This is a genomic window from Nocardia sp. NBC_00508, assembly GCF_036346875.1.
In the GTDB taxonomy this organism is placed as follows: Bacteria; Actinomycetota; Actinomycetes; order Mycobacteriales; family Mycobacteriaceae; genus Nocardia.
Genome location: NZ_CP107852.1, coordinates 3,469,532 through 3,495,944, shown reverse-complemented (window position 1 = coordinate 3,495,944; position 26,413 = coordinate 3,469,532). Strand labels below are relative to the sequence as shown.

General features: G+C 67.8%; 22 protein-coding genes. 9 read left to right on the top strand and 13 right to left on the bottom strand.

Features of this window, described 5'->3' with window-relative positions; translation table 11 throughout:
- Positions 1-549 precede the first annotated feature (549 nt).
- From OHA40_RS15560 to OHA40_RS15550, 3 genes are all read left to right on the top strand, one after another.
- Positions 550-1,506, top strand: coding sequence for a ParA family protein (locus tag OHA40_RS15560; RefSeq protein WP_442944050.1), 957 nt, complete (start codon positions 550-552; stop codon positions 1,504-1,506).
- Between the two features lie 69 nt (positions 1,507-1,575).
- Positions 1,576-2,592 carry a ParB/RepB/Spo0J family partition protein gene (locus OHA40_RS15555; protein WP_330233751.1) on the top strand — a complete coding sequence of 339 codons (1,017 nt, stop codon included), beginning with the start codon at positions 1,576-1,578 and terminating at the stop codon, positions 2,590-2,592.
- 343 nt (positions 2,593-2,935) lie between these two features.
- Positions 2,936-3,664 carry a GNAT family N-acetyltransferase gene (locus tag OHA40_RS15550; protein ID WP_330234197.1) on the top strand — a complete coding sequence of 243 codons (729 nt, stop codon included), beginning with the start codon at positions 2,936-2,938 and terminating at the stop codon, positions 3,662-3,664.
- A 71-nt stretch (positions 3,665-3,735) separates the two neighbouring features.
- On the opposite strand, the gene OHA40_RS15545 is transcribed toward OHA40_RS15550, so the two are convergent.
- The 9 genes from OHA40_RS15545 to OHA40_RS15505 all read right to left on the bottom strand — a co-directional run bounded on the left by OHA40_RS15545 (position 3,736) and on the right by OHA40_RS15505 (position 16,150).
- Complete coding sequence (locus OHA40_RS15545) at positions 3,736-4,929, bottom strand: N-acetylmuramoyl-L-alanine amidase (RefSeq protein ID WP_330233750.1); 1,194 nt, start codon at positions 4,927-4,929, stop codon at positions 3,736-3,738.
- Positions 4,930-5,089: 160 nt separating this feature from the next.
- Complete coding sequence (gene trxA / locus OHA40_RS15540; protein ID WP_330233749.1) at positions 5,090-5,422, bottom strand: thioredoxin; 333 nt, start codon at positions 5,420-5,422, stop codon at positions 5,090-5,092.
- A gap of 32 nt (positions 5,423-5,454) precedes the next feature.
- Entirely contained in the window at positions 5,455-6,435 is a 981-nt protein-coding gene (gene trxB, locus OHA40_RS15535) for a thioredoxin-disulfide reductase (RefSeq protein ID WP_330233748.1), read from the bottom strand.
- Between the two features lie 128 nt (positions 6,436-6,563).
- Positions 6,564-7,382 carry a hypothetical protein gene (locus OHA40_RS15530; RefSeq protein WP_330233747.1) on the bottom strand — a complete coding sequence of 273 codons (819 nt, stop codon included), beginning with the start codon at positions 7,380-7,382 and terminating at the stop codon, positions 6,564-6,566.
- A gap of 75 nt (positions 7,383-7,457) precedes the next feature.
- Positions 7,458-8,042 (bottom strand): RNA polymerase sigma factor SigM, encoded by a 585-nt coding sequence (gene sigM / locus OHA40_RS15525; protein WP_330234196.1) that lies wholly within the window; start codon positions 8,040-8,042, stop codon positions 7,458-7,460.
- A gap of 296 nt (positions 8,043-8,338) precedes the next feature.
- Complete coding sequence (locus tag OHA40_RS15520; protein WP_330233746.1) at positions 8,339-12,181, bottom strand: murein biosynthesis integral membrane protein MurJ; 3,843 nt, start codon at positions 12,179-12,181, stop codon at positions 8,339-8,341.
- A 512-nt stretch (positions 12,182-12,693) separates the two neighbouring features.
- On the bottom strand, positions 12,694-12,816 hold the full coding sequence (locus OHA40_RS15515; protein ID WP_330233745.1) for a hypothetical protein: 123 nt from the start codon (positions 12,814-12,816) through the stop codon (positions 12,694-12,696).
- Positions 12,817-13,049: 233 nt separating this feature from the next.
- A complete protein-coding gene (locus OHA40_RS15510) occupies positions 13,050-15,617 on the bottom strand; it encodes a DUF6049 family protein (protein WP_330233744.1) in 2,568 nt (855 codons plus the stop codon).
- Positions 15,614-16,150, bottom strand: coding sequence for an NUDIX hydrolase (locus tag OHA40_RS15505; RefSeq protein ID WP_330233743.1), 537 nt, complete (start codon positions 16,148-16,150; stop codon positions 15,614-15,616). The genes OHA40_RS15510 and OHA40_RS15505 overlap by 4 nt, the downstream gene beginning before the upstream one ends.
- Before the next feature lie 130 nt (positions 16,151-16,280).
- Between OHA40_RS15505 and OHA40_RS15500 the strand changes: the two genes are divergently transcribed.
- A complete protein-coding gene (locus tag OHA40_RS15500) occupies positions 16,281-17,741 on the top strand; it encodes a CCA tRNA nucleotidyltransferase (protein ID WP_330233742.1) in 1,461 nt (486 codons plus the stop codon).
- Between the two features lie 5 nt (positions 17,742-17,746).
- On the opposite strand, the gene OHA40_RS15495 is transcribed toward OHA40_RS15500, so the two are convergent.
- The gene (locus tag OHA40_RS15495) at positions 17,747-18,562 is read right to left on the bottom strand and encodes a hypothetical protein (protein WP_330233741.1); all 816 of its coding nucleotides are present in this window, start codon (positions 18,560-18,562) and stop codon (positions 17,747-17,749) included.
- Positions 18,563-18,702: 140 nt separating this feature from the next.
- Between OHA40_RS15495 and OHA40_RS15490 the strand changes: the two genes are divergently transcribed.
- Genes OHA40_RS15490 through OHA40_RS15480 form a run of 3 tightly spaced genes read left to right on the top strand, consistent with a single transcriptional unit; the run spans position 18,703 to position 21,031 of the window.
- Positions 18,703-19,458 (top strand): LamB/YcsF family protein, encoded by a 756-nt coding sequence (locus tag OHA40_RS15490; RefSeq protein WP_330233740.1) that lies wholly within the window; start codon positions 18,703-18,705, stop codon positions 19,456-19,458.
- An 8-nt stretch (positions 19,459-19,466) separates the two neighbouring features.
- Entirely contained in the window at positions 19,467-20,177 is a 711-nt protein-coding gene (locus OHA40_RS15485; protein ID WP_442944006.1) for a 5-oxoprolinase subunit B family protein, read from the top strand.
- Positions 20,174-21,031, top strand: a complete 858-nt coding sequence (locus OHA40_RS15480) for a biotin-dependent carboxyltransferase family protein (protein ID WP_330233739.1) — start codon at positions 20,174-20,176, stop codon at positions 21,029-21,031. The genes OHA40_RS15485 and OHA40_RS15480 overlap by 4 nt, the downstream gene beginning before the upstream one ends.
- Here OHA40_RS15480 and OHA40_RS15475 read toward each other — a convergent pair.
- Positions 21,001-22,629, bottom strand: coding sequence for a DUF4185 domain-containing protein (locus tag OHA40_RS15475; protein ID WP_330233738.1), 1,629 nt, complete (start codon positions 22,627-22,629; stop codon positions 21,001-21,003). The genes OHA40_RS15480 and OHA40_RS15475 overlap by 31 nt on opposite strands.
- A gap of 320 nt (positions 22,630-22,949) precedes the next feature.
- On the opposite strand from OHA40_RS15475, the gene OHA40_RS15470 reads away from it, so the two are divergent.
- Positions 22,950-23,438 (top strand): hypothetical protein, encoded by a 489-nt coding sequence (locus OHA40_RS15470; RefSeq protein ID WP_330233737.1) that lies wholly within the window; start codon positions 22,950-22,952, stop codon positions 23,436-23,438.
- On the opposite strand, the gene OHA40_RS15465 is transcribed toward OHA40_RS15470, so the two are convergent.
- A complete protein-coding gene (locus OHA40_RS15465; protein WP_330234194.1) occupies positions 23,428-24,756 on the bottom strand; it encodes an MFS transporter in 1,329 nt (442 codons plus the stop codon). The genes OHA40_RS15470 and OHA40_RS15465 overlap by 11 nt on opposite strands.
- A gap of 96 nt (positions 24,757-24,852) precedes the next feature.
- Positions 24,853-25,317, bottom strand: coding sequence for an NUDIX hydrolase (locus OHA40_RS15460; protein WP_330233736.1), 465 nt, complete (start codon positions 25,315-25,317; stop codon positions 24,853-24,855).
- Between the two features lie 233 nt (positions 25,318-25,550).
- Between OHA40_RS15460 and OHA40_RS15455 the strand changes: the two genes are divergently transcribed.
- Positions 25,551-26,339, top strand: coding sequence for a pirin family protein (locus tag OHA40_RS15455; protein ID WP_330234193.1), 789 nt, complete (start codon positions 25,551-25,553; stop codon positions 26,337-26,339).
- Positions 26,340-26,413: the final 74 nt, after the last annotated feature.

The following is a 26,413-nucleotide window of genomic DNA, read 5'->3' as shown; positions in this document are numbered from 1 at the left end:
ACGAAGAAGCTGGGCGGCGCCCTGGCCTGTCCCAGTGCCCGCGGGTGTGTCGGGCGGTGACTCGAAAGCCGATGCACCACAATCCGCTCAGGCGGCCATTCAACCCTCGCCCACCTTTGGATGATCTCGTCACCCCGTCCGGCAGCGAGCCGAGTCACCGCGCACCACGCGGATGTGCGGTCCGCGGGCGATGTTTCATGTGAAACAGCGGGCGTGGCGACACAAATCGGTGCGGATTTGCGTGTCGCTTTGCGCCTCGCCGCGGTTCAGCTTTCTTATCGCGCTCAGTGCTGGCAAGCTAGTGTGCGTCGGGCGTGAGCGTGGGTGCCACGGAGGATCTGGTTGTCACAGCGGTGAAGGCTCCGCTCGGTCGATCGGGCGCCGAGAACCCCGGTTGTGCATCGTGTTCGATCCGACAACAGGCTGTTGCAGACACGGCGCCGACCTGTTCCCGTCGCGCATGTGTTCTGACGTTTCTCGGGTTAGGAGCTGTCTATGTCGAGCGGTCCGGCGAATGTTTCACGGGAAACGACGTCGCGCGTGCCGGGGATGCTGGACTCCAGCAATTTCGACGCGGAGGCATTCGGAAGCACACCGTTCGGGCACATTTCCCCGAGCGAGACCCCGATAGCAGCCGAAGCCCAACGCGCAAGTCAGGTTCTCCATCCAGGAAAGGTGATTGTGCCGAAACCGCACGAGCAGCGCATCATCACGATCGCCAATCAGAAAGGTGGCGTCGGTAAGACGACCACCGCGGTGAATCTGGCGGCCGCCCTGGCGCATCAGGGGATGACGGTTCTCGTGATTGATCTGGATCCGCAGGGCAACGCTAGTACCGCCCTGGGGATCGAGCATCATTCCGGCGTCCCCTCCAGCTACGAGTTGCTCATCGGTGAGGTCTCGGTCAAGGACGCTATCCAAACGAGCCCGCACAATGAACGTCTGCTCTGCATCCCGGCGACCATCGACTTGGCGGGCGCTGAGATCGAACTCGTGTCGATGGTGGCCAGGGAAGGTCGGCTGAAAGCCGCCATCCAGGAGGCGAATATCGCCGGGTACGACATCGACTATGTGATGATCGACTGCCCGCCGTCGCTGGGCCTGCTGACGGTCAACGCGCTCGTCGCCGCGAAGGAGGTACTGATCCCCATTCAGTGCGAGTACTACGCGCTGGAAGGTGTCGGTCAGCTGCTCCGCAATATCGGGCTGGTGCAGGCGCATCTGAATCCGGAACTCCATGTCTCGACCGTGATTCTCACGATGTACGACGGGCGCACGAAGCTGGCCGATCAGGTCGCCGAGGAGGTCCGCGGGCACTTCGGTGATGTCGTGCTGCGCTCGGTGATCCCGCGCAGTGTGAAGGTCTCGGAGGCGCCGGGCTACGGCATGACGGTGCTCGATTATGATCCAGGCTCCCGGGGTGCGATGAGCTACCTGGATGCCGGACGTGAGATGGCAGCCCGCGCGCTGGTGTCGCGCGCTGCCGCGACGGAGTCGGCGGAGTGACTCGGCCGGCCGAGTCAACGCTCGGCGAAGTCCGGTTGGTGGCGAAACGAGGAAGGGGTCGATAGACCGATGAGTCAGGCGAAGAAGGGTGGACTCGGGCGTGGTCTCGCCGCGCTGATCCCGACGGCACCGGTGGGCACGCCGGGGCCAGGCAGCGCCGCTGCGAGCGTCATCGGTCTCGATCCGATCGGGCCGCAGCCCGTCTCGACCCACCTGCACCGGGTCCCCGACCCCGTCGACGACAACGCCGAGTTCGCCGTCGGCGGCGCGATCTACCGCGAGATCCCGCCGGATCAGATCGAGCCGAATCCGAAGCAGCCCCGCACCGTCTTCGAAGAAGAGGCGCTGGCCGAGCTGGTGCATTCGATCCGTGAGTTCGGCCTGATGCAGCCGATCGTGGTGCGCCGGGTCGAGCCGGGCGTCGACCGCTATCAGCTCGTCATGGGCGAGCGGCGCTGGCGGGCGTGCCAAGAGGCCGGTCTGGCCACCATCCCCGCGATCGTCCGCGAAACCGCGGACGAGGCCATGCTGCGGGACGCCCTACTGGAGAACATCCACCGGGTACAGCTGAATCCGCTCGAAGAGGCGGCGGCCTATCAGCAGCTGCTGGAGGAATTCGACGTCACCCATGAGGAATTGGCCGCCCGAATCGGTCGCTCCCGCCCGGTCGTGACGAATATGATCCGTCTACTGAAGTTGCCGATCCCGGTGCAGCGCCGGGTCGCGGCGGGCGTACTGTCCGCCGGGCACGCGCGGGCACTGCTCGGCCTCGAAGCGGGTGCGGACGCCCAAGAAGTGCTCGCCGCCCGCATCGTCGCCGAGGGACTCACAGTCCGGGCTACTGAGGAAGCCGTCCACCTGGCGAACCGAGAACCGGACGCCGCGGCGCCCTCCCCGGTAGCGCAGCGTAAGCCGATCCACATGCCGGGTCTGCAAGACGTAGCCGATCGGCTGTCCGGCTCGTTCGACACTCGGGTCACCGTGAGTCTGGGCAAGCGCAAAGGCAAGATCGTCGTTGAGTTCGGCTCGGTCGAAGACCTCCAGCGGATCGTTGCCCTGATGGAGCAGAACACCTCTGATGTGTGACAGAAGTGACGAAATTTAACTTGTGATTCCCATGGGTGCGGATCTCCGACTGAAACGTCACTGTGACGGCATGGCTCCGCGCGGCTTCGGAGCATGCGGTGCTCCGCACAGAGCAGCACAGAGCAGCACAAGTCCTTCTGACCAACAGCACAGCGATATGGAATGAGGCGGGTTCCCTTTGATCGCTTATTCTTGCTGGCGAGAAAACATTGTGATGATGCGGCGTGAGTGAGCGCAGCGAGCGAGCCATGTCACAGCGCGCGACGCGCAAGCCGGAGGCGAGCGCTAGCGAGGCGGAGGCGTGAGCGTGGATGAATCGGATAGCTGGAGGCTGAGCAGAGCGGTGTCGACCAGCGTCACAGCATTAACCCTCGGCGGACTGGAAAAGCTTCCCGCGCATGCGCGCCGCTGTGTCTTCTGGGAGATCGATCCCGCGGTGGCTGAGGACTCCCGCAATTTCAGCGATCCGGTCTTCGAGAAGGAAGCATGGCTGTCCACGGTCATGCTGGAGTGGGGGTCGTGCGGGCAGGTGGTGAACGCCGACGGCAACGTCGTCGGCTGCGCCCTCTACGCGCCGCCCAGCGCGGTACCGCGGGCTACCCTCTTCCCCACCTCTCCGGTCAGCCCGGACGCGGTCCTGCTGACCACGCTGCGGGCCGAATTCCCCTACCAGGATGCCGATGTTGCCCACCAATTGATCCAGGCGGTGGTGGCGGATCTGGTGCGTCGCGGCGTGCGCGCGCTGGAGGCGTTCGGCATTCGCACTGAACCGCCCACGCAGGCGCTGTCGGAGCGCTTCGGCTCGATGACGCTGATGGAGCGGATCATCGCACCGATCAATGGCTCGAGCACGGCCGGTGCGGCGACCGAATGCTCGCCGGAGAACTGCATGATCGATGCCGACTTCCTCGAGGACGTCGGGTTCGAGGTGGTCGCACCGCACCACCGGTTCCCACGGCTGCGCTTGGAGCTCGACTCCGATCACGGCTGGAAGGAAGACGTCGAACGGGCGCTGGACCAGTTGCTCGCGGCGGCTTCGATGACCGTACCGACCCGGATCGGGGCCCGCTGACCCCGGGCATGGAAGCGCCCCCTGCCGATCAGAGAAAGGCTGGGGGCGCTGGCGTTTCAGGGGCGGCGAGGCTACATCCGGTTGGCGGCGGCCAGCTCCTCGGCCAGCAATTCCGCGAAAGTGTAGGTGCCCGTGGGCTGATCGTCTTGCCCGAGCAGGTACAGTCGCTTCACCGAGATCAGGATGGCTTCGGCGATCACATCCCGCATGCGCGGATTGGTGAGCACCGAGGCGTCGTATTCGTTTGTCAGATAACCGATGTCGACCTGGACGGTCGGCATCTTCGTGAGACGCAAGAGATCCCAGGTCCGCGCATGGGTCCGGCAGTCCTGCAACGATGTTCGCGCGACCACTTCCCGCTGGATGAAGCCGGCCAGCACCTGGCCGATCATCGACACCGAGCCGTGCGAATTGCCGAAGTAGAACCCGGCGACGCCGTTCGCCAGCGGGCTCGGGTTGGTGGCGCAGCGCAGCGAGATCATCAGATCGGCGTCGAAGGCGTTCGATGTGTCGGCGCGTTGCGCGTCGGTCGGGTTGGCTCCCCACGGACGTGACAGGAAGGTCTCCATGCCGGTGGCTGCCATCCGGCCCTCCAGGCGACTTGCCAAATCCCACAGGATTTCCGACTCGTAGACATCGCCGTACTCGGTGGGCACCGCGCAACCCTTGTCCGGACCGCCGAGACCCGGATCGATGACGATCCGTTTGCCGGTCAGCTGCGGGCCCGCCCGGTGCACCACTTCTTCCTCGGCGATGCGATGCGGGTTGCCTCCGGTCACCCTGGCGCCGAGCAGGTCCAGCGAGCGGAGTGTGTCGGGTCCGCAGATGCCGTCCGCCGACAACCCGATCTCCCGCTGGAAGGCGGTCAGTCCGTCATGGGTGTGCGGGCCGAAATAACCGTCGACGCGGTGTACGTAGAAACCGAGGTCCTGCAGCCTGCGCTGGAGAGTGGCCACGTCGTCGCCGAACAGCGGTGCCGAGAGCTGGTAGATCAGCGTGCGTGCGCCGAGCCGGTAGGACGCCTCCTTCAACGCCCGATAGGTCGCCGGTCCGACCACGCCATCGACGAGCAACCCGCGGTGCTGCTGGAACGCACGGACCGCGGAGTCGAGATGATGGTCGAAGGAGACTCCGGTGTCTTTCCAGTACTCACGTGCGTCCGCGTAATCGGTACCGACGTGCGCATGTAGGAACCCGAGACTTGCCAGGGTGCTCCGAACCTCTGCTACGGCTGGACCGGAATCGCCGTGACGAAGTCGGTGCATGCGTGAGAGCCCTTTCCTTCCGTCAACCCGCGGGTACCCACCCATGCGATGGGATACACCTTCGCACGACCGGAGCGTCGGTCGATTGTCTCAAACCCGGACCGGGTTGCGACAATCGACCGGGTCCAGGCATCCTACGACGCGTTGTCATTCCGCGTCGTCAGATGACGCCGTCGAGTTCACGCAAAAGAGCCGCCTTGCCCTTCGCCCCGACGATCTGCTTGACCGGCTTACCGCCGTGGAACAGCATCATAGTGGGCAGCGAGAGGACCTGATAGTCGCGGGCGGTGCTCGGGTTGGCATCCACGTCGAGCTTCGCGATGGTCAGCTTGTCCGCGTGCGTGCCGGCGATCTCCTCCAGGACCGGGGCGACCATCTTGCACGGCCCGCACCAGTCGGCCCAGAAATCGACGAGGACGGGCTTCTCACTGAGCAGCACATCATCGGCGAAGGACGCATCGGTGACGGTGACCGTCTTGGCGGACTCGGACATGAATTTCTCCTTGGAATACAGCGAGACGGAAGTCAGTTGGCGGGGGCGGTGACCGACTCACCCGCATGCTCGAGGGTGTTCGCGGTGATATCGCCCTGCTCGGCCAGCCAGCGCTCGGCGTCGATCGCCGCTCGGCAGCCGGTGCCCGCGGCGGTGATCGCCTGGCGGTAGGTGTGGTCGACCAGATCGCCCGCGGCGAAGACGCCGGGGATGTCCGTGGCCGTCGTCGGTTCCTGTACCAGCACGTATCCCTCGTCGTCCAGCGTGACTTGGCCCTTGACCAGCTCGCTGCGTGGGTCGTGGCCGATCGCGACGAACAGGCCGGTGGCGGGCAGTTCGGACGTCTCGCCGGTGCGGGTGTCGCGCAGAGTCAGGTGGGTGACGCTGGTCTCACCGTGCACCTCGATCACCTCGGCATTGAGCACGAACTTGATCTTTTCGTTCGTCTTCGCCCGATCCAACATGATGCGGGAGGCGCGGAACTGCTCGCGGCGGTGCACGATGGTGACGCTGGAGGCGAACTTGGTCAGGAAGATGGCCTCCTCCATCGCGGAGTCGCCGCCGCCGACCACGACGATGTCCTGGCCCTTGAAGAAGAAGCCGTCGCAGGTGGCGCAGGCGCTGACCCCGCGTCCGAGCAACCGCTGCTCACCCGGGACGTTCAAGTAGCGCGCGGCCGAGCCCATTGCGAGGATCACGGCGTAGGCCTCGTAGACCTCTTCACCGACTGTGACCTTCTTGATCGTGCCGGTCAGATCCACCGACTCCACGTCCTCGGTGCGGATTTCCGTGCCGAACCGCTTGGCCTGCTCGCGCATCTCCTCCATGAGATCCGGGCCCATGATGCCCTCGCGGAAGCCGGGGAAGTTCTCCACCTCGGTGGTGGTCATCAGCGCACCGCCGAACTGGGTCCCCTCGAACAGCAGCGGTTCGAGCTCGGCCCGGCCCGCGTACACAGCGGCCGTGTAGCCGGCAGGTCCGGAGCCGATGATGATCAGGTCGCGAACGCTCATGGGGCCCTTCCGGGGAGTTTCAGTGGACGTGTCGGTCGACGACATGGACGTGTCGGTCAACAACAGGGTAATGGCTGTTGTTCCCGCGTAATCCGGGTCACACCGTATGCGTGGCCGATCTCGCAGTGTCAGCCGATGTCCTGTAGGGCTCTGCGCTGTGGATCGCCTGTGCTGCAGCCGGTTCCGACGACAAGTGCGGTGATCTTGGGTGGGTGGGGGCCGGTGAGCAGGATGAGTACCGCGGTGCGGCCTCGGAAGTTGATGTCGGTGGAGCCGAGGACGGTGCGGTCGATTCCGTTGGCGTGGACGCAGCGGTCCAGGGCGGCCGGGTTGGCGAGCGTGCCGGTGACGGTGTGGCGGCCGAGTGCGCTGAGCGCGACGGTGGCGGTGAGATCCTCGCCGAGAGGGTCGCTTCCGGGGGCGGGCCCGGCGGTGGGGGTGGGGTCGTCACCGCCGCGCAGCGTCGAAACGACGACACCCGCGCCGGCGACGGCGAGTATCGCCGCGGCGGCTGCGGCCAACCAGCGCAGCCTTCCGCGGCGGCGCTCGCCGAGGGTGATCGGTTGGGCGGGCGAGGGTTCGGAAACCGCTGACTCGTCGTCGGATTCGCCGGTCGGCGCGGAGGGCAGGGGATCGATCGTGGCGTCGTGGGCGGTGGCGTCCTCGACTGGGTTCAACTCCTCGACGAACCGGGTGAGCCGGGCCGCAATGTCGGCGGGCATGGGGTGGATGATGCGTTCGTCACGGCCCAGGGCCCGTAGTTCGGCGCTGACCTCGTCCAGCGACCGCAGGAAACGCAATGCATCCGCATCACGCGAGACCGCGGGCCACAACTGCTCGCGCTGCTCGGGTGTCACATTGTCGGCGTGCAGGTCGGCGAGCAACTCGGCTGTGAACGCAGGCCGCGGCACCCCCGTCGCCATCACACCTCCGTTCGCATCCGACATCGCAGCAATTCCCTCGTCGAGGGGGACTGCCTCTACATCGTTTCGTGGTCCGTCACTGTTAATGACGCATCCCGACTACCTCCGGTTCCCCGGATCACGCAGAAAATCCAACCGCTGTTTCAACCGCTGCCGCGCCCGGGCACACCGGCTCTTGATCGTCCCCTCCGCCACACCCAGCAACACCGCCGCCTCGGCCACGCTATACCCCTCCACATCCACCGCCACCAACGCAGTACGCTGCTCGGGCGGCAACGCGAACAACGCCTGATCGATCACCATCGACATCTCCACCTCGGCCATCTCGTCGCGGCCGTACCTGGGTTCGGGCATGCCCTCCACAGACAGCGACACCGCGCGCCTGGTCTTGTTGCGGCGGATCCGATCCAGGCACGCGTTCACCACGATCGCATGCAACCAACTACGCACCTCCGCCTCACCGCGGAACGACGCGGCCGTGCGATGCGCCGCCAGCAACGCATCCTGCAGCGAATCCGCCGCGTCCTCCCGGGTATAGGACGTGCGCAACGCCGTCTGCCACAAATGATCGTGATGCCTGCCCAGCAACACCGCGAACGCCTGCCCCTGCCCACCCACATGCGCGCGCAACAACTCCACATCACTGCACTCATCGGGGACGAACGAACGCTCGCGACACGCCACCGGCCGCGACGTCCCCCCGCGAAACCCCTCGTTCACATCCGACGACAAAGCCAACCCCTTGGACAGCGCTCATGGCGGCAACGGGCACGATTGACCATCGCCGAGATTTCGCAGCATCCGGGATCGAAAGCACCAGAACCCGGGAAGCTCCCCTGCTGAGAGCGCTCGAAGATCATATCGTCCGGCACGATTTGGCGGCAACCAAGCGATCGGGCGGAATCAGAAGAATGCGCGACGCCCAGCGTGCGCACGAATGGCCTGCACGAGTATGCGGCCGGAGACCTGTGTGGGGCGAGCTACGGCGCGGCGTCGAAACGAATGTCGGCGATCTCGCTTTGGAACTGACCGCCGGAGTTCCCCAGTCCGGTGATCCAGACGAGCACATAGCGGGCGGCTTGATCGGCGCGCACCGGGATGTCGGTGACGCCGTCGTCCAGCCGGGCGGAACCGATCAGCTGTGTCTGATCCAGAGTCGGCGAGCCGGTGGGCGAGGTGCGGATCTCCACCGACGTGCCCGCACTGGGCGAAGTGATCGATACGTTCGTGAGCTTGGCGGGGCTGGGCAGCGTCGCCAGCAGCCCGACGCCCTTCTTGAGCGCCGGGAACTGCTGGAAGTACTGATCTGTGCGCCACAGCGTGTCCGGGTCGTTGTCCAGCACCGCGTTCACGTTGGCGACGCCGTCACGGGTGCCCTCCGGAGAGAACACCGACACACCGGTCACCGGGACCGGCACGCCGGTCGACGTCAGGTTGGGGCCCGCTGCGGCCGGGGTCGGCGCGGGCTGGCTGTTCGTGGTCAGGCCGATATTGCGTTGTTCGTTCAGCGGAGCTTCCGAGGCGCCTGGTGCGAACACGCTGACCATCCACCAGATGACGATGCCGACTACGAGTGCGGCGAGGATGCCGAGCCCGACCATGATCCACATCATGCGCTGCGACCGTTCCCGTTCCGCCGCAAGCAGTTCTGGATCGGCAAGCGAGTCGTCGATATTCGCCGGCGCGCGCTGACCGAGTCGCAGCACCGGGATGAAGTCGGTCTTCTGGTCCACCACCGACGCCTGCTCGAGCACGTGCTGGACCGTGGCGGCTGTGCGCACGCCTTTGTTCGATTCCAGCGAGCGCACCGCGACAGCGGAGATCTCGAACGGCACTTCGGGACGGATCTGCCGCGGCTCCATAGGGGTGCCGTCCGGGCCGAAGTCGGCCGGGCGCAGTCCGCCGACCGTGGCGGCGGTACCGCTGACTCCGCCGGAGCGGATCGGCCAGCGGGCGGTGATCAGCGCATAGAGCATCGCGCCCAAACCGCGCACGTCGGACTGCGCGTCGGAATCGGACAGCGTGCCGGGGAATGCGAGCACCGCGTCGCCGGACGCGCTGATGCGGACTCGGTCCGGATGGTCGATGGACAGCGAGCCACCGCCGCGGTGGGCCAGCTCGGCTGCCGAGGCGAGCGCGCGGATGGCGCGCGCCGCACCGATCGGCGAGGGGACCGTCTCGGCCATCTCGCGGAGCGAGCGGCCCGGTGTCCACTCCGCCACCACGATGCCGCCGGAGCTGCCGCGCACCACGTCCAGAACCCGGGCGAGGCCGGGCGAACTGATCCGGCCGAGGCGCAGCGTGCGGGAAAGGATCGCCTGCGGGCCGTCGTGGCCGGAGTTGTCGGTCGCCTTCTGGTCGGCGTCGACGAAAGTCAGCGCGACCTCACGGTCGAGCTTGATGTCCAGCGCCTGCCAGAACTTCAGGCCGCGCGCGCCGCCATGGCCGGCCAGCAGGCGGTAGCGGCCACCGGCCACCGAGGCGCCCGGGATCAGCTTGGGGCCGCGCGGAATTCGCCGAGCGCCGAGGTTCTCGCCACCCATCGGTGGCATCTCCGGCGAGCCGATGGGGATCATCCCGGTGTCGTACATCGGATCGCGCGGCGGCAGCTGGTGCTCCTGCGGTCTCGCCGCGCCTGGATCCGGCGGAGCCGTACCCGGCTGCCTGTTCGCGTACGCGGGATCCAACGGCTCCCCCGTGTTCGGCGGGACATCGGTGAAAAGTCCGCCGGACGTGGTCGCAGAAGAATCGGCGGCCGGGACGCCGCCCACCGCGTCGTCGCTCACCCTCGGTCCTCCTTCGCCCTGATATGTCGAGGTTCCGGCGAATTCGCCACTTGTGCTTCTCTGCCGAACAGGGTACGGGAACTCACCCACGCCGGTGCGGTCAACGGGTTCCGCTCTGATCACGGGCAGCACCATGGTCTGGGCGTCCATGTACGGGTCGAAGCGCGGGTAGGCCAGGTATGGGTCGGGCCTGCGGAGCACCTGCGTGACGTAGGGATCTTCGACCGGGCTCTCCAGGTCGAGATCCGGCGCGGGCGGGGTCCAGCCGAGGCGCCGCGAGATGGCCACCGTGATGGCGACGATCTCCGGAATACCGGCGAGTCGCATCAGGCCGAAGGCCACCGCGAACATGACGATCGCGGTGATCGCCACCCGGATCAGCGAGCCGGGGCCGCCGAAGGACTCGGTCAGCCGGTCCAGGCCGAGTACTCGGTCCACGATCCACATCACCGCGCCGCCGGCGAGCGATGCGAGCACCACCCTGGTCACCGTGCGGCCGACGTTGGCCATCCGGAGATCCCCCAGGCTGCGGTGCAGCAGTAAGCCGCCGACCACGGCGCCGACCGCGAAGCCCAGACCGTTCGCGACGCCGAGTGCGATCACCACGTGCTCGGCGTCGGTGACCATCGGCGCGAGCGCCGAGAAGACGATCTTCGCGGCGGTGATGCCGAGAATGATCCAGGTCGGAATCCACGCCTGTTCCCTGGCGTAGAACACGCGCAGGTGGATGAGCACGAGTGAATACGGGATCAGCGCGAACGCCGACCAGCTGACCGCGAGGCCGAGGCGCTCGGCGTCGGAACCGAAGTTGCCGTAGCCGTACAGCGCCTGACCGAGCTGGGGGCCGGCCAGCGTCAGGAAGGTGACCACCGGAAGCAGGGCGATCATGGTCAACCGGGTGGCGGCGGAGAGATCGTCGACCACCGCGGGCGTGTCGTCGGCCGCGGCGTTGCGGCTCAGTCGCGGCATGATCGCGGTGAGCACCGTGACACCGAGCACACCGTAGGGCAGCTGCAGCAGCAGCCACGCGTTGTTGTAGATCGCCGGGCCCGCCGCGTCGGCGTGCGAGGAGATGCGCGTGGCGAAGACGAAACCCGCTTGGCTGATCAGGACGTACAGGACGATGGCGGCGCCCATGCCGCCGAACTGCTTGAGCCGGGCGTCGATCCCCCAGAGCGGACGCAGATCGATGCCCGCCCTGCGGATCGCCGGAATCAGGCTGACCGCCTGCACCACCACGCCACTCAGGACGCCGACACCGAGCACGAGCAGCTTGGCGTCGCTCATCCGGACCGGATTCAGGGTGATCTCCCCCGGCATCAGCACGTACAGGCCCAGTACGGTCAGCACGACCAGGTTGTTCAGCACAGGAGCCCACGCGCCGGGCTTGAACATCTGCCGGGTATTCAAGATCGCCGTGAGCAGCGCCGACATGCCGTAGAACAGGATCGCGGGCAGCAGCAGGAAGGCCAGCGCCGTCGTGAGCGCGGTGTTCACCTGGCCATCGTCGGACAGGAAGACGTGCGTGGTCAGCACCGGCGCTGCCGCTGTGGCCAACAGCGCGGCGGTGGCAAGGACCACGAAGGCCGCGGTCACCAAGCGCCGCACGAATGCGGCCCCGCGATCAGGGTCCTCCTGCTCCGCGCGCACCAGCGTCGGCACCACGATCGCGGTGAGCACCGCGCCGAGCACCAGCTCCGCGATCATGTTCGGGATCTGGCTGGCCACGGTGAACGCGCTGGCGATGGCCGGACCGAGCACGGTCAGCAGCAGCAGCTGCTTGCCGAACCCGGTGATCCGGCTGATCAGCGTCGCGAACGCGATCGATCCCGAGTCGCTGAGCAAGCGGGAACTCGAACTCTGCTGCGACTCCTCGGCCTTCGGCGGCTCCGCGGTGGCGGTGGTGGCCTGCCACTCCCTGGTCCGCGGGCGATCCGCCTCGCCGGGTTCATGCCGGACCGGAGCGGGCGGCCGCTGGCGCGGTGGCGGTGGCGGGTATTGCTGAGGCTGCTGTGGGGCATAGCGAGGCGGCGGCACTCGGCCGGACTCGGGCGCGGCGGCCGGGATCGGTCCGGATTGGGCCGGGCGTGGCGGCGCGGCCGGTATGGGACCCGGCTGAGGTGGGCGCGGCGTCGCCGGAATAGCACCCGACTGAGGTGAGCGCGGCGGGGCAGGCCGAGCCGGTGGCGCCGGCCGTGGCGCACCGGTCGGGAGCGGACCGGACTGCCCCGGCCCGGGACGAGCGGGACCGGGCGGTACCTGACGCCGTTGCTCAGCGGGACCGGCCGGTTGTCCGGCGCCGGGCCATTGTGCGGAACCGGACGGTTGTGCGGAATCGGGCAGCCGTGCGGGACCCGGCGGTGGCGGCGGGTACCGCCGTTGGTCCGGGTACGGCCCGGGCCCAGGACGTGGTGGCGGCATGGGCGGCCGTTGCGGTCGCGGCTGGGGTGCGAGCGGCTGGGGTGCGAGCGGCGGCGGTGGCATGTGCTGACCACCCTGCGTCGGCTGTGGCGCGGCCGAGGGATGACTGACCTGCGGCTGGCCGCCGTTCACGTCCGGATCGCCGGCTTCGGGATACGGCGGACGGCGTTCCCACGGCGCGGCGGGCGCTCGGCGGGCTGCTGGCCCGTCGAGCCGATCGCCTGGTCGAGGGCGATGAGCGGATATGTCATCGTCGCTCATCATGCCTCCTGTACCCGCCGGGATATCCGCACCCCCATCGGTGCGGTGAGCTGCGGCTCGCCGCACCGGTTCACCGTGATCGGCGAACCTTCTGCCCATCGCGCCCCTCCGGTCCGGGCCGGCACGGGAACACTGTGATTGTCCTCCACCGTGCCACACGGCACCGTGGGATACCACATTGATGCAGGTAGAAGCGGTTTGCGAGAGTCTGTCGCCGCGGGTCTCACCGCGTCTCCTGGAGATGCTCCTGCTCCCGCAGCATCCGTCTGCGTGCGCGACCGTACCGGTTGACCCGGCGCCTGGTGCCGGGATCGAAGCCCTCGTCCGCCGGATCGGGCTGCCCACGGAACCGGCGCCACAAACGGCGGCCGGCCAGCAGGAGCAGCAGGAGTCCGGCGCATCCGGTAATTATCGCCAAGGCCTGACCGTAGGCGTTCGAACGCACCGAGACTTGTGTGGGATTGCCGAGTGCGATTCCCTCCGACGTGGTAAGCGAGATCGGAATGACCAGGTTGCGGCTGTCGCTGACCTCGGTCGGAATCTGGAACGATCGGGACCCGTTCGCGGGGAGCTGCTGCTCCCCGGGATCGGTGATCTCCGTCTCCGTGGGCGCCTCGATGCGGAACCTGACCCGGATGGCTACGGGTAGATCGTTGCGTGCGACCAGCAGCAACGGGCTCTGCTCGGAGGCGAGCGTGTATATACCGCCCGGCGGAAGCACGGTGACCGAGCGGTAGAGCCGGTCCATCGTCCGGGTGGTCTGGTCCAGCCTCCGCTGGGCGAACGTGTCCGGTTGCGCGGCGTCGTCTGCGCGCCTATCCGACAGGCTCAGCGTACGAATCAGGTCGTCCCGCAGCGGCGTCAGGAAACCGTGCGGCGTCGGCTCGGCCTCCGGCACGTCCACCAATGCCCGCATCATCTCGCTGATCCGACGACCTTGATCGCGTACGGGCAGCACGAACCGGTCCGGCACCGCGTCCTGCGCGACCTGCGGCAGATAGTCCAGCTCGTAAGGCTGCGGGTCCGGCGGCAGCGCCACCAAGTCATGGAACGGACGGGCGGTGGCGAGATTCCCGCGCAGCAGCACGTCGACCTGGCGCAACAGCGCGGTCGCTTCGTCCCGGTTCGGCCCCCACTGCTGTGGCGGGGCAAGCAACAGCGAGCGGGGCCCGCTCGTCTCCGGGTGCAGCGCGCTCCAGGAGATCGCGCCGAGCGCGTCCTGCAAGCGCGCCGCACGCGAATCGTTGGTGACGTCGTAGCGGACCCGAGACGGAGTGAACGGCGGCGTAGGCGGGTTGGAGCCGACCGCGGCGAGTGCCGTCGCGGACCAGATGTCGAACGTCACCGCGTGCAGCGCGGGGTCGGCGGCGGGAGTGGGCGCGGTCGGCGGTGTGGTGTTGCCCGTGACCGGCGGCGTGGGCGCGGGCGGAGGGGACGGCGGAATCGCGGTGATTGCGGGCAGCCGAACTACTTCGGGGCTTGCCGGATCCGCGGTCGAGAGGAGCGAGTTCGAATCGGCCGTTCTGCCACTTTCGCTGGTGGAGTGCGCCCAATCCGCGGTGCCCTGCGGGATGGTGGCCGTCGAAGCGAGCACGGCGGTCCCGAAACCGTGGTTGCGCAACAGCAGTCCCGCGCTCGCATCGATGCTTCCGGAATCCGGCAGGCTGACACCTCGTACCGAGCGGGTGGACAGGATCGAGTCGATGATGTCGGCGGGTTCGGTGATCGCGCGCGCGGACAGGGCCGGGTCGTTGACGGCGGCCAGGGTCGAGAGATCGACCTGGCCGAACGGCAGCGCCACGGTGCACATCGACCCGGCCAGTGCACGCAACCGGTCCAGCCAGCTCTGCGCCTGTTCGTCGCCTGCGCCCGCCCTGGTCGCGCCATCCGGGTCCGACGGACTTGCCAGCACGCGATAGCCCTTGGTCATCGCGCGCACTGTCAGCAGCAGGTCGGGATCGACGGCGAGGCAGACCGCCGAAGCCAGGTTGCTGTCCCGGTTGCCGTCCGCGCCGGTCACCCCCTCCAGCGCGGCCAATAGCTGGTCGAGACGGCCGCCTTTGCCGAGCGAGGCGGCCAGTTCGTCGTCGGTGAGTTCCACCTTGCCGTCGACACTGCCCGGGCGGCCTGCCACCTGCCTCGGCCGGTCGGCCAGCGGCCACAGCAAGGTCGTCGCCACCGGCGCGTCGGTAGGCGCGGGTATCGCCGGGGCCGCGGAGCCGTCGTCGCTCGGAGCCGGTGGCACTCCGAGCACCGGTAGCAGGAACCTGGCATCGTCGAGCCTGGCCTGGGTGCCGTAGGCGGGTTCGCCGTTCACGTTCAGCAGTAGCGGATAGATGCCCGGCTCCGTGATGCGCAGCGATGTCGCGCCGTTCTCCGAGCGCAACGGGATGCTCAAGGTGAACTGTTTGCGCTGCCCCGGATCGAGCCGCAGCGCGACATCCTCGAACTCGCCGTTCACCTCGTAATTGACCTCGTCGAGGCGCAATGTGGCCCGCAATCCGCTCGGTGCGGTGATCGCCGCCGCTCGCTGGATGCGGATGCTGACGTCGTCGACCCAGCGGTCGCCGATGTTGGTGACCGTGCCCGACACCGTGAGTAGCGGATCGCTGGTGGTGGTCACCGTTGTCGGCGACACCGAGTCCAGCGAAAGCTTCAGGAACTTCGGGTTCGATGGGGTCCCGGATCCGGTGGGTTGCGCCACGGCCGTCGCATCCAGCAGCGGCAGCGCTGTCACCGGGCCGAGGATGGTCAGGACCGCCACGAAGATCCGGAACAGTCCACGCGTCATCGCTTGCCGGTCTCCATCCGGTCGATCAGCTTGTTCGCCATCTCGGCCAGCCGCCGTTCGTCGGCATAGGCCAGCCGAGAATCCAGCTCGCTCAACGGAACCCACGCGACCTGGGTAACTTCCACGTCGGCGTCGGACAGTTCACCACCGACCGAACGCAGCAGATAATGATGCACCGTTTTGTGTACCCGCCGACCGTCGGTCACGAACCAGTAATCGATACTGCCGAGTTCGGCGACCACGACACCGTTGATGCCCGTCTCCTCGGCGACCTCCCGGATCGCGGTTTGCTCGGCGGTCTCGCCTTCTTCGATATGTCCTTTGGGCAGTGACCACAGTAGCCGCCCGCGGCGGTCGGTGCGGCCGATGAGGGCGGCGCTACGTTTCTCGCGCGGGCCATCCAGGCCGTCGACGACCAGCCCGCCCGCCGAGGTCTCCCGCACCGTGCGCATCCGCGGTTTCGCGGCATTAGCGGCCGAACCGCGGCGCCGAGACTGGCGGCGTCGACTGTTCGCACGATCGGCCGGAGACACCTGGCAATCTTACTGTGTTGAACTGGCCGCGCCTGCGGCGCGTTCGAGGCCCTCTGCCGGCCGGCGTCCGAACTGCTGCGTCGGCCTGCGCCGTAATATTCGTTGGTGCGGCTCGGTAAGCTGCTCATTCGTGGTTTCGCCCAAGTCCGAGGACGCTGCGCTGGATAGACGTACCCGATTGCTCGCCGCCGCGGCGGTGACGCTCGGGAGCCTGTCGGATGTGCTGACGCCGCTGGGCGAGATGTTCGCCGCCCGCGGGCACGAGCTGTACCTGGTAGGCGGCAGTGTGCGGGACGCGGTGCTCGGCAGACTGGGGACCGATCTGGATTTCACCACCGACGCGCGCCCGGAGGTGGTACAGGACATCGTGCGCGGGTGGGCCGACCATCTGTGGGATACCGGCGGTCTCGCGTTCGGCACGGTGAGCGCGGCCAAGGGCGCCGAGCAACTGGAGATCACCACATTCCGCGCGGACAGCTACGACCGCGTATCCCGCAATCCCCAGGTGACCTTCGGCGACTCGCTCGAGGACGACCTGGTGCGCCGGGATTTCACGGTGAACGCGATGGCGGTCAGGATCGGCGCGGACGGCGCGCTGGAGTTCGTCGATCCGCTCAATGGGATGAACGCCCTGCTCGAGGGGGTGCTCGATACACCTGCGGCGCCGGAGGATTCGTTCAACGACGACCCACTGCGCATGCTGCGCGCCGCGCGGTTCGTCGCCCAGCTCGGCTTCGAACTGCACCCGCGGGTGCGGACCGCGATCATCGCGATGGCCGAACAGATCGACCGGATCACCGCGGAGCGGGTGCGCGTCGAGCTGGACAAGCTGATCGCGGGCGTACACCCGATCGACGGCATCAACGTCATGTGCGAGACCGGGCTGGCCCAGCGGGTGCTGCCCGAGGTGCCTGCGATGAAGCTGGAGATCGACGAACATCATCAGCACAAGGACGTCTACTGGCATTCGCTCACCGTCTTGGAGCAGGCCATCGACCAGGAAGAAGGCGACCCCGACCTGGTGCTGCGCTGGGCTGCGCTGCTGCACGACATCGGCAAGCCGGACACCAAGCGCAACGAGCCGGGCGGCGGCGTCAGCTTCCACCACCACGAGGTGGTCGGCGCGAAGATGGTGCGCAAACGGATGCGGACACTGAAGTATCCGAAGCAGTTCACCGAGGACGTAGCCAGGCTGGTGTTCCTGCATCTGCGCTTCCACGGCTACGGCAAAGGCCAGTGGACGGATTCGGCGGTCCGGCGCTATGTCACCGACGCCGGCGACCTACTCCCCCGTCTGCACAAACTCGTCCGTGCCGACTGCACCACACGCAATAAGCGAAGGGCCGCCGCGCTGCGCGCCACCTACGACGAGCTGGAGACGCGGATCGAACGTTTGCGGCAGCAGGAGGATCTGGCCAAGGTCCGCCCTGACCTGGACGGCAACGCGATCATGGAGCTGCTCGGCCTGCCGCCCGGCCCTGAGGTCGGCCGGGCCTGGCGGCATTTGAAGGAACTGCGCCTCGACCGCGGCCCGCTCACCCGTGACGAAGCCGAGTCGGCGCTGCTCGAGTGGTGGAAGACGCAGAGCTGACCGGCTCAGAAGACGATCAGGGTGGTGCCCGCCAGGATCGCGGAGCGGATCTGCGCGAGGTCGAACGAACCGGTGATCTCCGGCAGTTCGATGCGGAACCGGATCGACTCGCCCTCATGGACAGCGTGCGCGATTCGTGCGCCGTTGGGCAGTCGTTCGAGCGCCACCGCGGGTGCGTTGATCATCCGGCGCGGGATCCGAACGCCGAACCAGCTCGCTCTGCGCACCGCGATGTCCAGCCGATTGTCCGTGACGGATGCTTCGACCAGCGCGGTGACCGCTCGGCGGCGGTGCCGGGCCAGGATGAACCCGGTTGCGTGCAGGTCCAAGGTCCAGTCCAGCGGCTGGGTGTTGAGCCAGCCGACCAGCGCCGCGACGGTAACCGTGCCGTCCAGGTCGAGCTGGCCGGCACGGACCTTGGTGGGCACACCCGGAATCAACCGGACGCCGTGTGCGATGACGGTTACGGCCTCGATCGGATGATCGTCCCAGCGCAGCCGCGACAACACCGTCTTGGTCTGGAAATGCGCGCCGCGGCGGCGCACCTTCAGCACCTGCAAGGTGGCGCGGAGGTCGTGACCGAGCACCGTCGCGCTGACCTGCTGCCCGCCGAACCGGCTCGAGATGCCCTCGCTGAGCATTGTCATCAGCACATCCGGCAGCAGCGCCGTGACCGTCCCGGAGCCGAGGTCCGCGACCGGATCCAGCCAAGCGGAGCTCAGCGCGACCCACTGCTCCAGCCAGGATTGATCGAACAGGCGCTTGCCGGCATCGACGGCCCGTGACGGCGACCAGGACTTCGGATCGAAATACGTGGCCATGATTGGACCGAGCGTACTTGGCGTGGCCTGCCGAACCTGTGATCTGTGACCCAGGTCGCGCGGACGGCTGCATTTGCCGGGACGAACGCTCCGGGACGAGAATCGAAAGTCCGCCGCAACACGGAGCTGGGAGAACGGACATGGCGCTGGATCTCAACAGTGATCTCGGCGAGGGCTTCGGACCGTGGACGATGGGCGACGACACCGCGATGCTCGACATCGTCACCAGTGCGAACATCGCCTGCGGCTTCCACGCGGGCGACCCCTCGATCATGCGCAAGACCTGTGCGCTCGCGGTGGCGAAGGGGGTGCGGATCGGCGCCCATGTCGGATACCGGGACCTGGCCGGATTCGGGCGGCGCGAGATCACTGTCGCGCCCGGCGAGCTGCACGACGAGGCGCTGTATCAGATCGGCGCCCTCGACGCCTTCGCGAAGGCCGCGGGCGATCGGGTGCGGTACGTGAAACCGCACGGGGCGCTTTATCATTCGGCCGCGCGCGATCTGAAGCTGGCCGATGCGGTGCTGGGCGCGATAGTGGAGTACGACCCGCGGCTCGCGTTGCTCGGCCCGGCGGGCACCCAGCTGGAGCTGGCCGCGCAGGCCGCGGGGGTGCGATTCGTCGGCGAGGGTTTCGCCGACCGCGCCTACACGCTCGGTGGCGCACTGGCCCCGCGCGGTGAGCCCGGCGCGGTGCTGCGCCCGGAGGATGCGGTCCGCCAAGCGGTTTCGATCGCCGAGTCGGGCACGGCGCGGACGGTCGACGGATCCGGCGCGGTGGCAGTGCGCGCCGCGAGTATCTGCGTGCACGGTGATTCGCCCGCGGCGGTGGAGATGGCCCGTCGCATCCGCGCCGCGCTGGACGAAGTCGGCGTGCCGGTGGAGCCGTTCGGTTGAGGCGGGATATGCGGGATATGACGAAGGGCGCGGTCCCCGACGCGGCTCGGCACGAGGCCGAGACGGCGATTCGCCCAGCAGGCGATCGGGCGCTGTTGGTGACGCCGGAGCGACGGGAGGTTGTGGCGGACCTCGTCGCTGCGCTGCGAGCCGGATCGATCCCCGGTGTGCAGGACGTACTCCCGGCCGCGGAAACCGTACTGCTGACGCTGGATTCACCACGCGACCGTGACGCGGTGCGCCGCGCGCTGACCACCATGCTCGTTTCGCTGCGCGAACTGCGGCCCAACGCGTCCCGGGTAACACTGCCGGACAACGCTTTCCGAGCCGCCCCGGTGATGATCCCGGTGCGCTACGACGGCGCCGATCTGGACGAGGTGGCCAGGCTGCTCGAACTCAGCACCGCCGAGGTGATCGCCGCGCACACCGAGACGGTGTGGCGGTGCGCGTTCGTCGGATTCGCGCCCGGCTTCGGTTACCTGGAATCGCCCGATGGCCGGCTGGCCGTTCCACGCCGAGCGCGGGCGCGTACCGCGATTCCAGCGGGCGCGGTCGCGCTGGCCGGAGGTTACAGCGCGGTGTATCCGCGCAGTACGCCCGGCGGGTGGCAGCTGATCGGGACCACTGAGCTCAGGATGTGGGAGATCGAGCGCGATCCACCCGCATTGGTCCGCGCGGGCGACACGGTCCGATTCGTCGACGCGAAGGACGCCGGATGATCGTCGTCGACCAGGTCGGTCCGCTCGCGACCATTCAAGATCTCGGCAGGGCGGGCTGGTTCGATTCCGGTGTCGGTTCCGCGGGCGCTGCGGACCGTGGGTCGCTGCGGTTGGCCAATCGGCTGGTCGGCAACCCCGAGGGCCACGCGGCGATCGAGGTGCTACTGGGCGGATTCGCGCTGCACGCCGAAGAACACGTCATGCTGGCGGTCACCGGCGCGGCGGCGCCCGCGACTGTTGACGGCAGGCCCGTGGGGCATGCCAGTGTGCTGGAGCTCGAGCCGGGACAGGTGCTTCGGCTCGATTACGCGGCGGTCGGACTGCGCAGCTATGTCGCCGTGCGCGGCGGTATCGACGTACCCCCCACGCTCGGTTCGCGCAGCCGGGACACCATGTCGGGATTGGGGCCGGAGCCGTTGGCCGAGGGGGATCGTCTCCCGATCGGCCCGTCTCCGCACACCATTCCGATCGTGGATTTCGCCCCGGTGGCCGAGCTGCCCGTGGACGTCGTCACCGTGCGTGCCGTGCTCGGTCCGCGCGACGACTGGTTCACCGATGCCGCTGCCTTGTTCGACGGCCTCTGGGCCGTCTCCTCCGATACCGACCGGATCGGTGCGCGACTCGATCGCCGGACCGGCCCTCCGTTGGCCCGCACGGACACCCGCGAGCTGCCGACCGAAGGCATGGCGCTCGGATCGATCCAGGTGCCGCCGAGCGGGCAGCCGGTGATCTTCCTCGCCGACCACCCGATCACGGGCGGCTACCCCGTGATCGCCGTGGTCATCGATGCGGATGTCGACGCGATCGCGCAGGCGCGCCCCGGTCAGCCCGTGCGGTTCGTCCGTGCGGCCTGACCGGCGCTCGAATTCAGCCGGGCGTGCATGAGATACACGTTGTAGCTGTCCCACTCCGAGAGCGTGAAGTACAGATCCTCGCCCGTCGACCATGGATGGATGAAACCGCCATAGGACTTCGGGTAGTCGGCGGTGGATACCAGCGGGATCGTCTCCGTCCATGCCCCCTGCGGGCTGGACGCGGTGCGCAGCACGATCGCGCCCTGCGCCGAATCCAGATAGACCATCTGCCACTGCTCGGTCTCCCGGTCGTAGCGCACCGATAGCTCACTGGCCATGCCGAGCACGAGCGGGGTGGCCTGATTCTCGGCCGCGGGCGCCCAGCTGCCGCCCACCCAGTACTGGTAGGCGGATTTGTTGAGCACCTGGTGCTTCGGCACTCTGGCCAGCCCGATGACACCGATGCGGCCGTTGGGCGTGCCGAACATGTAGACGTAGTCGCCCTCCGGCACCATCGCCGCTACCTGGAACCTGCCGAGGCCGAAGAAGTTCTCCCACTTGGCATGCTGGTCTTTCCTCCAGGTACGCCCGTGATCGTCGGAGTAGGCGATGCCGCCGTAGTTGGTCCACCACAGGCCGGGGATGCGGCTCCACCTGTTCACCGACATGTAGCTCAGGTATTGCCGGTTCCCGATGGCGAACCCGGAGGTCGGGATGGTGGTGGTCTCCCAGTTCTTGATCTTGCGGCTGCCCAGGATCTCCGCGGCGTGACAGCGGCTGTCCTGTGCGAAGGTATCCAGCGTCAGGCCGTCGGACAGGTCGCGATCGGTACTGAAGCCGATTACGTTGCTGCGCCAGTCCTGGTCGTCGTTGCCTGCGCCACCGCCGCCCCAGCCCTTGCCGAAGGTGTCGCCGAAAACCACGGCCACCTCGCCTGGCGTCGTTTCCCACATCAGCCCGAGGTCGGTGCCGTCGACCTGCCAGCGCATGTCGGTGCGGTTCTCCGAACCGTGCCCGGTCACCTGACCGACCAGCCGTACCGATTCGACGCGCGGCGCGGCCACCGGCGCCGCGAGCGGACCCGGTTCAGCCGGATGCACCACGTGCGGCGGAGCGGGCTGTGGCTCCTCACCCGGACCGCCGGGCACCGGAATCGGAATCGGTTCGACCTCCGGCTTGAACTCGATGCGCGGCAGTTTGACCGGGTCACCGGAACCCGAGCCGCTGCCGGAACCCGAGCCGCTACCCGAACCCGAACTGCTTCCGGAGCCCGAGCCGCTGCCCGACCCCGGGGCGGAACCAGAGCTGGAGCCCGAACCAGTGCCGGGCCCGGGAGCGGTGCCGTTGTCGGACTTCGGGCTCGGATCGGCATCGGGCTCCGGCGGTTTCGGGTTGTCCCTGATATCCGGGCACGGGTTGTCGCACGGATTCTCCGGCAGTGGGTCGGGGACGATCCGCGTGTTGTCCTGTGGCGGGTCGGGCACTGGAACCGGCGTGATCTCCGGGACCGGAACCGGAATATCGATCTGCGGCGGCAGTGGCGGAGGAGGCGGCTGCGCGGGATCGGGCTCGCGATCGAGCGGATCGAACCCGACCTCACCGCAGCTGTTCACCGGCGGCGGCGCCCACGGGAACGGTGCGGACTGCGCGGCGGGCATCGGCATAGTGAGAACGCCGGCGAGTAGCGCGCCGAACAACGCCGGTGCACAAGGGGATGTGATTCCGGATCGGCGCATCACGTCGGCTCGGCGGCCGCTAGCCGACCGCCGGGCGACCGGTAGCGGCCCGGGTCTTCCACGCGCCCAGCAGTTTTGTCACCGCATCGGGCGTCTTCGCCGGAAAACCCATGTCGTGTTGTCTCCTGTCGGTCGGCCGCCGACAGGTCAACATACCGGAACTGCGCCCGCGAACGTGGGACGAGAATCGGAAAACGTCCGGGTAATGGAACCGGTGTCGCTGCGCGCGCGTCCAAAGGTATATGAACGAGATCGAGTACGTGTTCGGCACCGGCGACGGTCCCGTGCACGTTTGGACCAGTCCGGCCGACCTGGAACTCGGCGACACGGGAGCCGCCGACGCGGTGCGGCTGGACTTCGACGGAGATGGCAGCGCCGACGACGCGCTCTGGGATTCTTCCGGCTCCGGCGTCGCCGATATCGCGGCGCTGGATCTCGACGACGACGGTGTGCTCGACCATTTCTTCACCGACCCCACCGGGCTCGGCACCTGGAATCACCAGGTCACCGGTCTGCCCACCGACGCAGCGAGCGAGCCGTTGGATTGGATCGTGCGCACCGAGCAGGAGGCGCCCGATCGCCTCGTCGACGGCGCGGAGCCGGCGGATGTACTGTCCACGCAGCCGGACTCCGACCATTCCGCCGCACTGGCCGACGCGCTGCCCCACCACTTGGCGCACTGGTTGAGCCGCGACGGACGAACCCTCGGCGACGAACCGTTCATCGCGTGAGTGTGCCGCGTCGCGTGTTCAGCGCGATCGCCGCGATGCCCGCGCCGTAGATCGCGGCGCCGGCGAGAATCACGGCCAGCGATCGGCCGTCGTCCGGAATCACCAGCGCCGCAACCGCGATCGCCAGCACGAACGCGATGTTGAAGACGGTGTCCTGTAATGCGAATACCTGGCCCCGCCGTGCGTCATCGATATCGATCTGCATTGTCGCGTCACCGGTGAGCTTGATCGTCTGCCCGGCCAGCCCCAACAGAAACGCGCCGACCAGCAGAAGTTGATGCGCGCGCTGCACCGCGGTGCCCGAGTCGGCGAACGCGATCGGTGTGACCAGGGTGATTTGCACCAGCAAGGCGGTGATCAGACCGGCGACCACCGTGCGCGGCCGCCCCAGCCTGGGGATGAGCAGCGGCGCCACGACAGCGGCCACCAGCATGCCCGCCGCGGTGGCGGCGATGGCGACGCCGAAACCGACCAGACCACCGCTGAGCCCCGAGCCGTCCACCGGAACCTGGCGCAGCACCAGCACCATGATGAGCGTATTCACGCCGAAGACGATCCGATGCGTGCCTATCCCCAGCATCGCCGTGGTGACTTGCACCGATTGCCATACCGCTGTGGCGCCGGTGCGCAGTCCGGTGGCGATCGCGTGCACGGTGTTCTCCCGCGCCGCGGCGTCGGAGGCCGGACCGAGCACATGCCGACGGAACCCGGCCGCCAGTATCGCGCCGACCACCGACCCGGCGCCGCTCACCGCGACCGCGACCGACGAGGCGAAGTCCCCCGCTCCGATCAGCCCGATCACGCCGACCGCGGTGGCCGCGCCCAGACCGGCGCATCCGGAGGCGACCGTGGCGAACACCGAGTTCATCGGCACCAGCCACGCCTGCGCCAGCACCCGCGGCAGCGCCGCCGACACACCCGCCAGGACGAAGCGGCTGACGCCGACCACGGCCAGCGCCAAGAGCAGCAGGGGTGTCTCGCCGACCCCGGCGATCAGGCCCGCGCTCACCAGGGCGATCAAGATCGCGCGCAGCACGTTGGCCACCAGCAGCACGGCGCGCCGGTCCCAGCGATCCAGCAGCGCGCCCGCGTATGGTCCGATCAGCGAATACGGCAACAGCAGCACGGCGAAGCCCGCCGCGATGGCCAGCGGATCGGTTTCCCGCTCGGGATTGAACAGAATCGCGCCCGAGAGCGCCGCCTGGAACATCCCATCGCCGAATTGCCCGGCGAAGCGCACCGCGGCCAGACGCGACACGCCCGGGCTTTCCCGCAGTGCCGCGCGCAGACCGATCGGCTGCTGCTCCGCGGGAGTGATGCCTTCGGCGTGACCAGTCGACACGTCCGCGAGGGTACTGCGTTCGGCGACGGTGCCGCGCACCGCAGGCAGGCGGCGAATCCCGCGGCGTGCGAATCAGACCCGATCGACCAGTGTGCTGACAGTCTGCCGCGTATCGGGCGCCATCGGCAGTTCGTCGAGGCCCTCTGCGTCGATCCAGGCGAACGCGTCGTGCTCGCGCGGCGCCAGGGCGACATCACCCGGTTCCGCGTCTACGACATAGCTGTATTTGCGCACTTTCGACTTGGTCCGGGTGGCGTAATCGAATCCGCCCAGGAAGTCGGTGATGGCGCGCACACGCAACCCCGTTTCCTCCAGCAATTCCCGCGCCACGCACTCGGCAAATGTCTCTCCGGATTCGACACCTCCGCCGGGCAGTTCGTACAAACCGCCGCGATAGTCGTCCGCGGCCCGGCGCACCAGCAGAAGTCTGCCCGCGCGGAACACGGCGACGCCGATCACGAAATGTGCGATGCCGTCGCGCCGCGCTTCGCTGCGGAGTTGCTGTTCGATCCGGGCGAGCTCATCGGGTCCCAGCACGTCGCTACCTCCGGTTGGCAATGTGGCGCTTGGTTATCGGCAGGGGCCGCGATATCCGACGAGGTGGCCCCACGTTTCGACGTACCGGTTGGTTCTGCTTGCCTCCCGTTCACCTTCCGGTCGCTCGCGTAAAATGCCGAGTGCTGCACAATTTACTAGGAATGCGGAGTACCGCGACGGAAGTGCCCTACCCTGAATGGCGATCGGTGCACGGTCCCGAGAGGAGGACCATGATGTCCACACTCACGACACCACACATCGACGTCCACCGTGGTGGCGACCGCATGAAGACGCGGGTCTCCTGGTTGGATTCGAAGCACTCGTTCTCCTTCGGGGAACATTACGATCCCGATAACACCCACCACGGCCTGCTGCTTGTCAACAACGAGGACATCGTTTCCCCTGGACAGGGCTTCGATACCCACCCACATCGGGACATGGAGATCGTCACCTGGGTGCTCGGCGGCAGCCTGGTGCATCAGGATTCCCTGGGCCACAGCGGCGTCATCTATCCCGGGCTGGCCCAGCGGATGAGCGCGGGCACCGGCATCCTGCATTCGGAGAAGAACGACTCGTGGCGGCTGGACGGCCGCGCTCCGCAACACGACGAGCCCGTGCATTTCGTGCAGATGTGGGTGGTCCCCGACGACCCGGGTCTCACCCCTGGCTACGAGCAGCTGGAGATCGACGACGAGCTGGCCGGTGGCGGCCTGGTGACGGTCGCCTCGGGCCTGCCCCGATACCGCGACCGGACTGCCATCGCCATCAACAGCAGTCATTCGGCACTGCACGTGGCGCGCATGATGAGCGCGGAGCCGGGTGCCGAACAGGTCATCGAACTACCCGACGCGCCCTACCTACACTTCTTCGTCGCGCGCGGGGAGGTGGAGATGGAAGGGGTCGGCCCGCTCTACGAGGGTGACGCGGTGCGTTTGACAAGGACCGGCGGCCAGCGCGTGATCGCGCGGCGACCTTCGGAAATCCTGGTGTGGGAGATGCACGCGCGCCTGGGCGCCCAGTAGTCGCCGGTTCCTGTCCAGCCACCGCATTAACATCCGTCCGCAGGCACCGCGATCAGTAGGCGATCGCCGCGCAC

Bases quoted from the DNA above. Each gene is read 5' to 3' on its own strand.
- OHA40_RS15470 (WP_330233737.1), top strand. From the start codon at position 22,950: ATGAACGAGATCGAGTACGTGTTCGGCACCGGCGACGGTCCCGTGCAC.
- OHA40_RS15555 (WP_330233751.1), top strand. From the start codon at position 1,576: ATGAGTCAGGCGAAGAAGGGTGGACTCGGGCGTGGTCTCGCCGCGCTG.
- OHA40_RS15480 (WP_330233739.1), top strand. From the start codon at position 20,174: ATGATCGTCGTCGACCAGGTCGGTCCGCTCGCGACCATTCAAGATCTC.
- OHA40_RS15495 (WP_330233741.1), bottom strand. From the start codon at position 18,562: ATGGCCACGTATTTCGATCCGAAGTCCTGGTCGCCGTCACGGGCCGTC.
- OHA40_RS15455 (WP_330234193.1), top strand. From the start codon at position 25,551: ATGTCCACACTCACGACACCACACATCGACGTCCACCGTGGTGGCGAC.
- OHA40_RS15560 (WP_442944050.1), top strand. From the start codon at position 550: ATGCTGGACTCCAGCAATTTCGACGCGGAGGCATTCGGAAGCACACCG.
- OHA40_RS15545 (WP_330233750.1), bottom strand. From the start codon at position 4,929: ATGCACCGACTTCGTCACGGCGATTCCGGTCCAGCCGTAGCAGAGGTT.
- OHA40_RS15510 (WP_330233744.1), bottom strand. From the start codon at position 15,617: ATGACGCGTGGACTGTTCCGGATCTTCGTGGCGGTCCTGACCATCCTC.
- trxB (WP_330233748.1), bottom strand. From the start codon at position 6,435: ATGAGCGTTCGCGACCTGATCATCATCGGCTCCGGACCTGCCGGCTAC.
- trxA (WP_330233749.1), bottom strand. From the start codon at position 5,422: ATGTCCGAGTCCGCCAAGACGGTCACCGTCACCGATGCGTCCTTCGCC.
- OHA40_RS15485 (WP_442944006.1), top strand. From the start codon at position 19,467: ATGCGGGATATGACGAAGGGCGCGGTCCCCGACGCGGCTCGGCACGAG.
- OHA40_RS15515 (WP_330233745.1), bottom strand. From the start codon at position 12,816: ATGACATATCCGCTCATCGCCCTCGACCAGGCGATCGGCTCGACGGGC.
- OHA40_RS15475 (WP_330233738.1), bottom strand. From the start codon at position 22,629: ATGCCCGCCGCGCAGTCCGCACCGTTCCCGTGGGCGCCGCCGCCGGTG.
- OHA40_RS15530 (WP_330233747.1), bottom strand. From the start codon at position 7,382: ATGTCGGATGCGAACGGAGGTGTGATGGCGACGGGGGTGCCGCGGCCT.
- OHA40_RS15490 (WP_330233740.1), top strand. From the start codon at position 18,703: ATGGCGCTGGATCTCAACAGTGATCTCGGCGAGGGCTTCGGACCGTGG.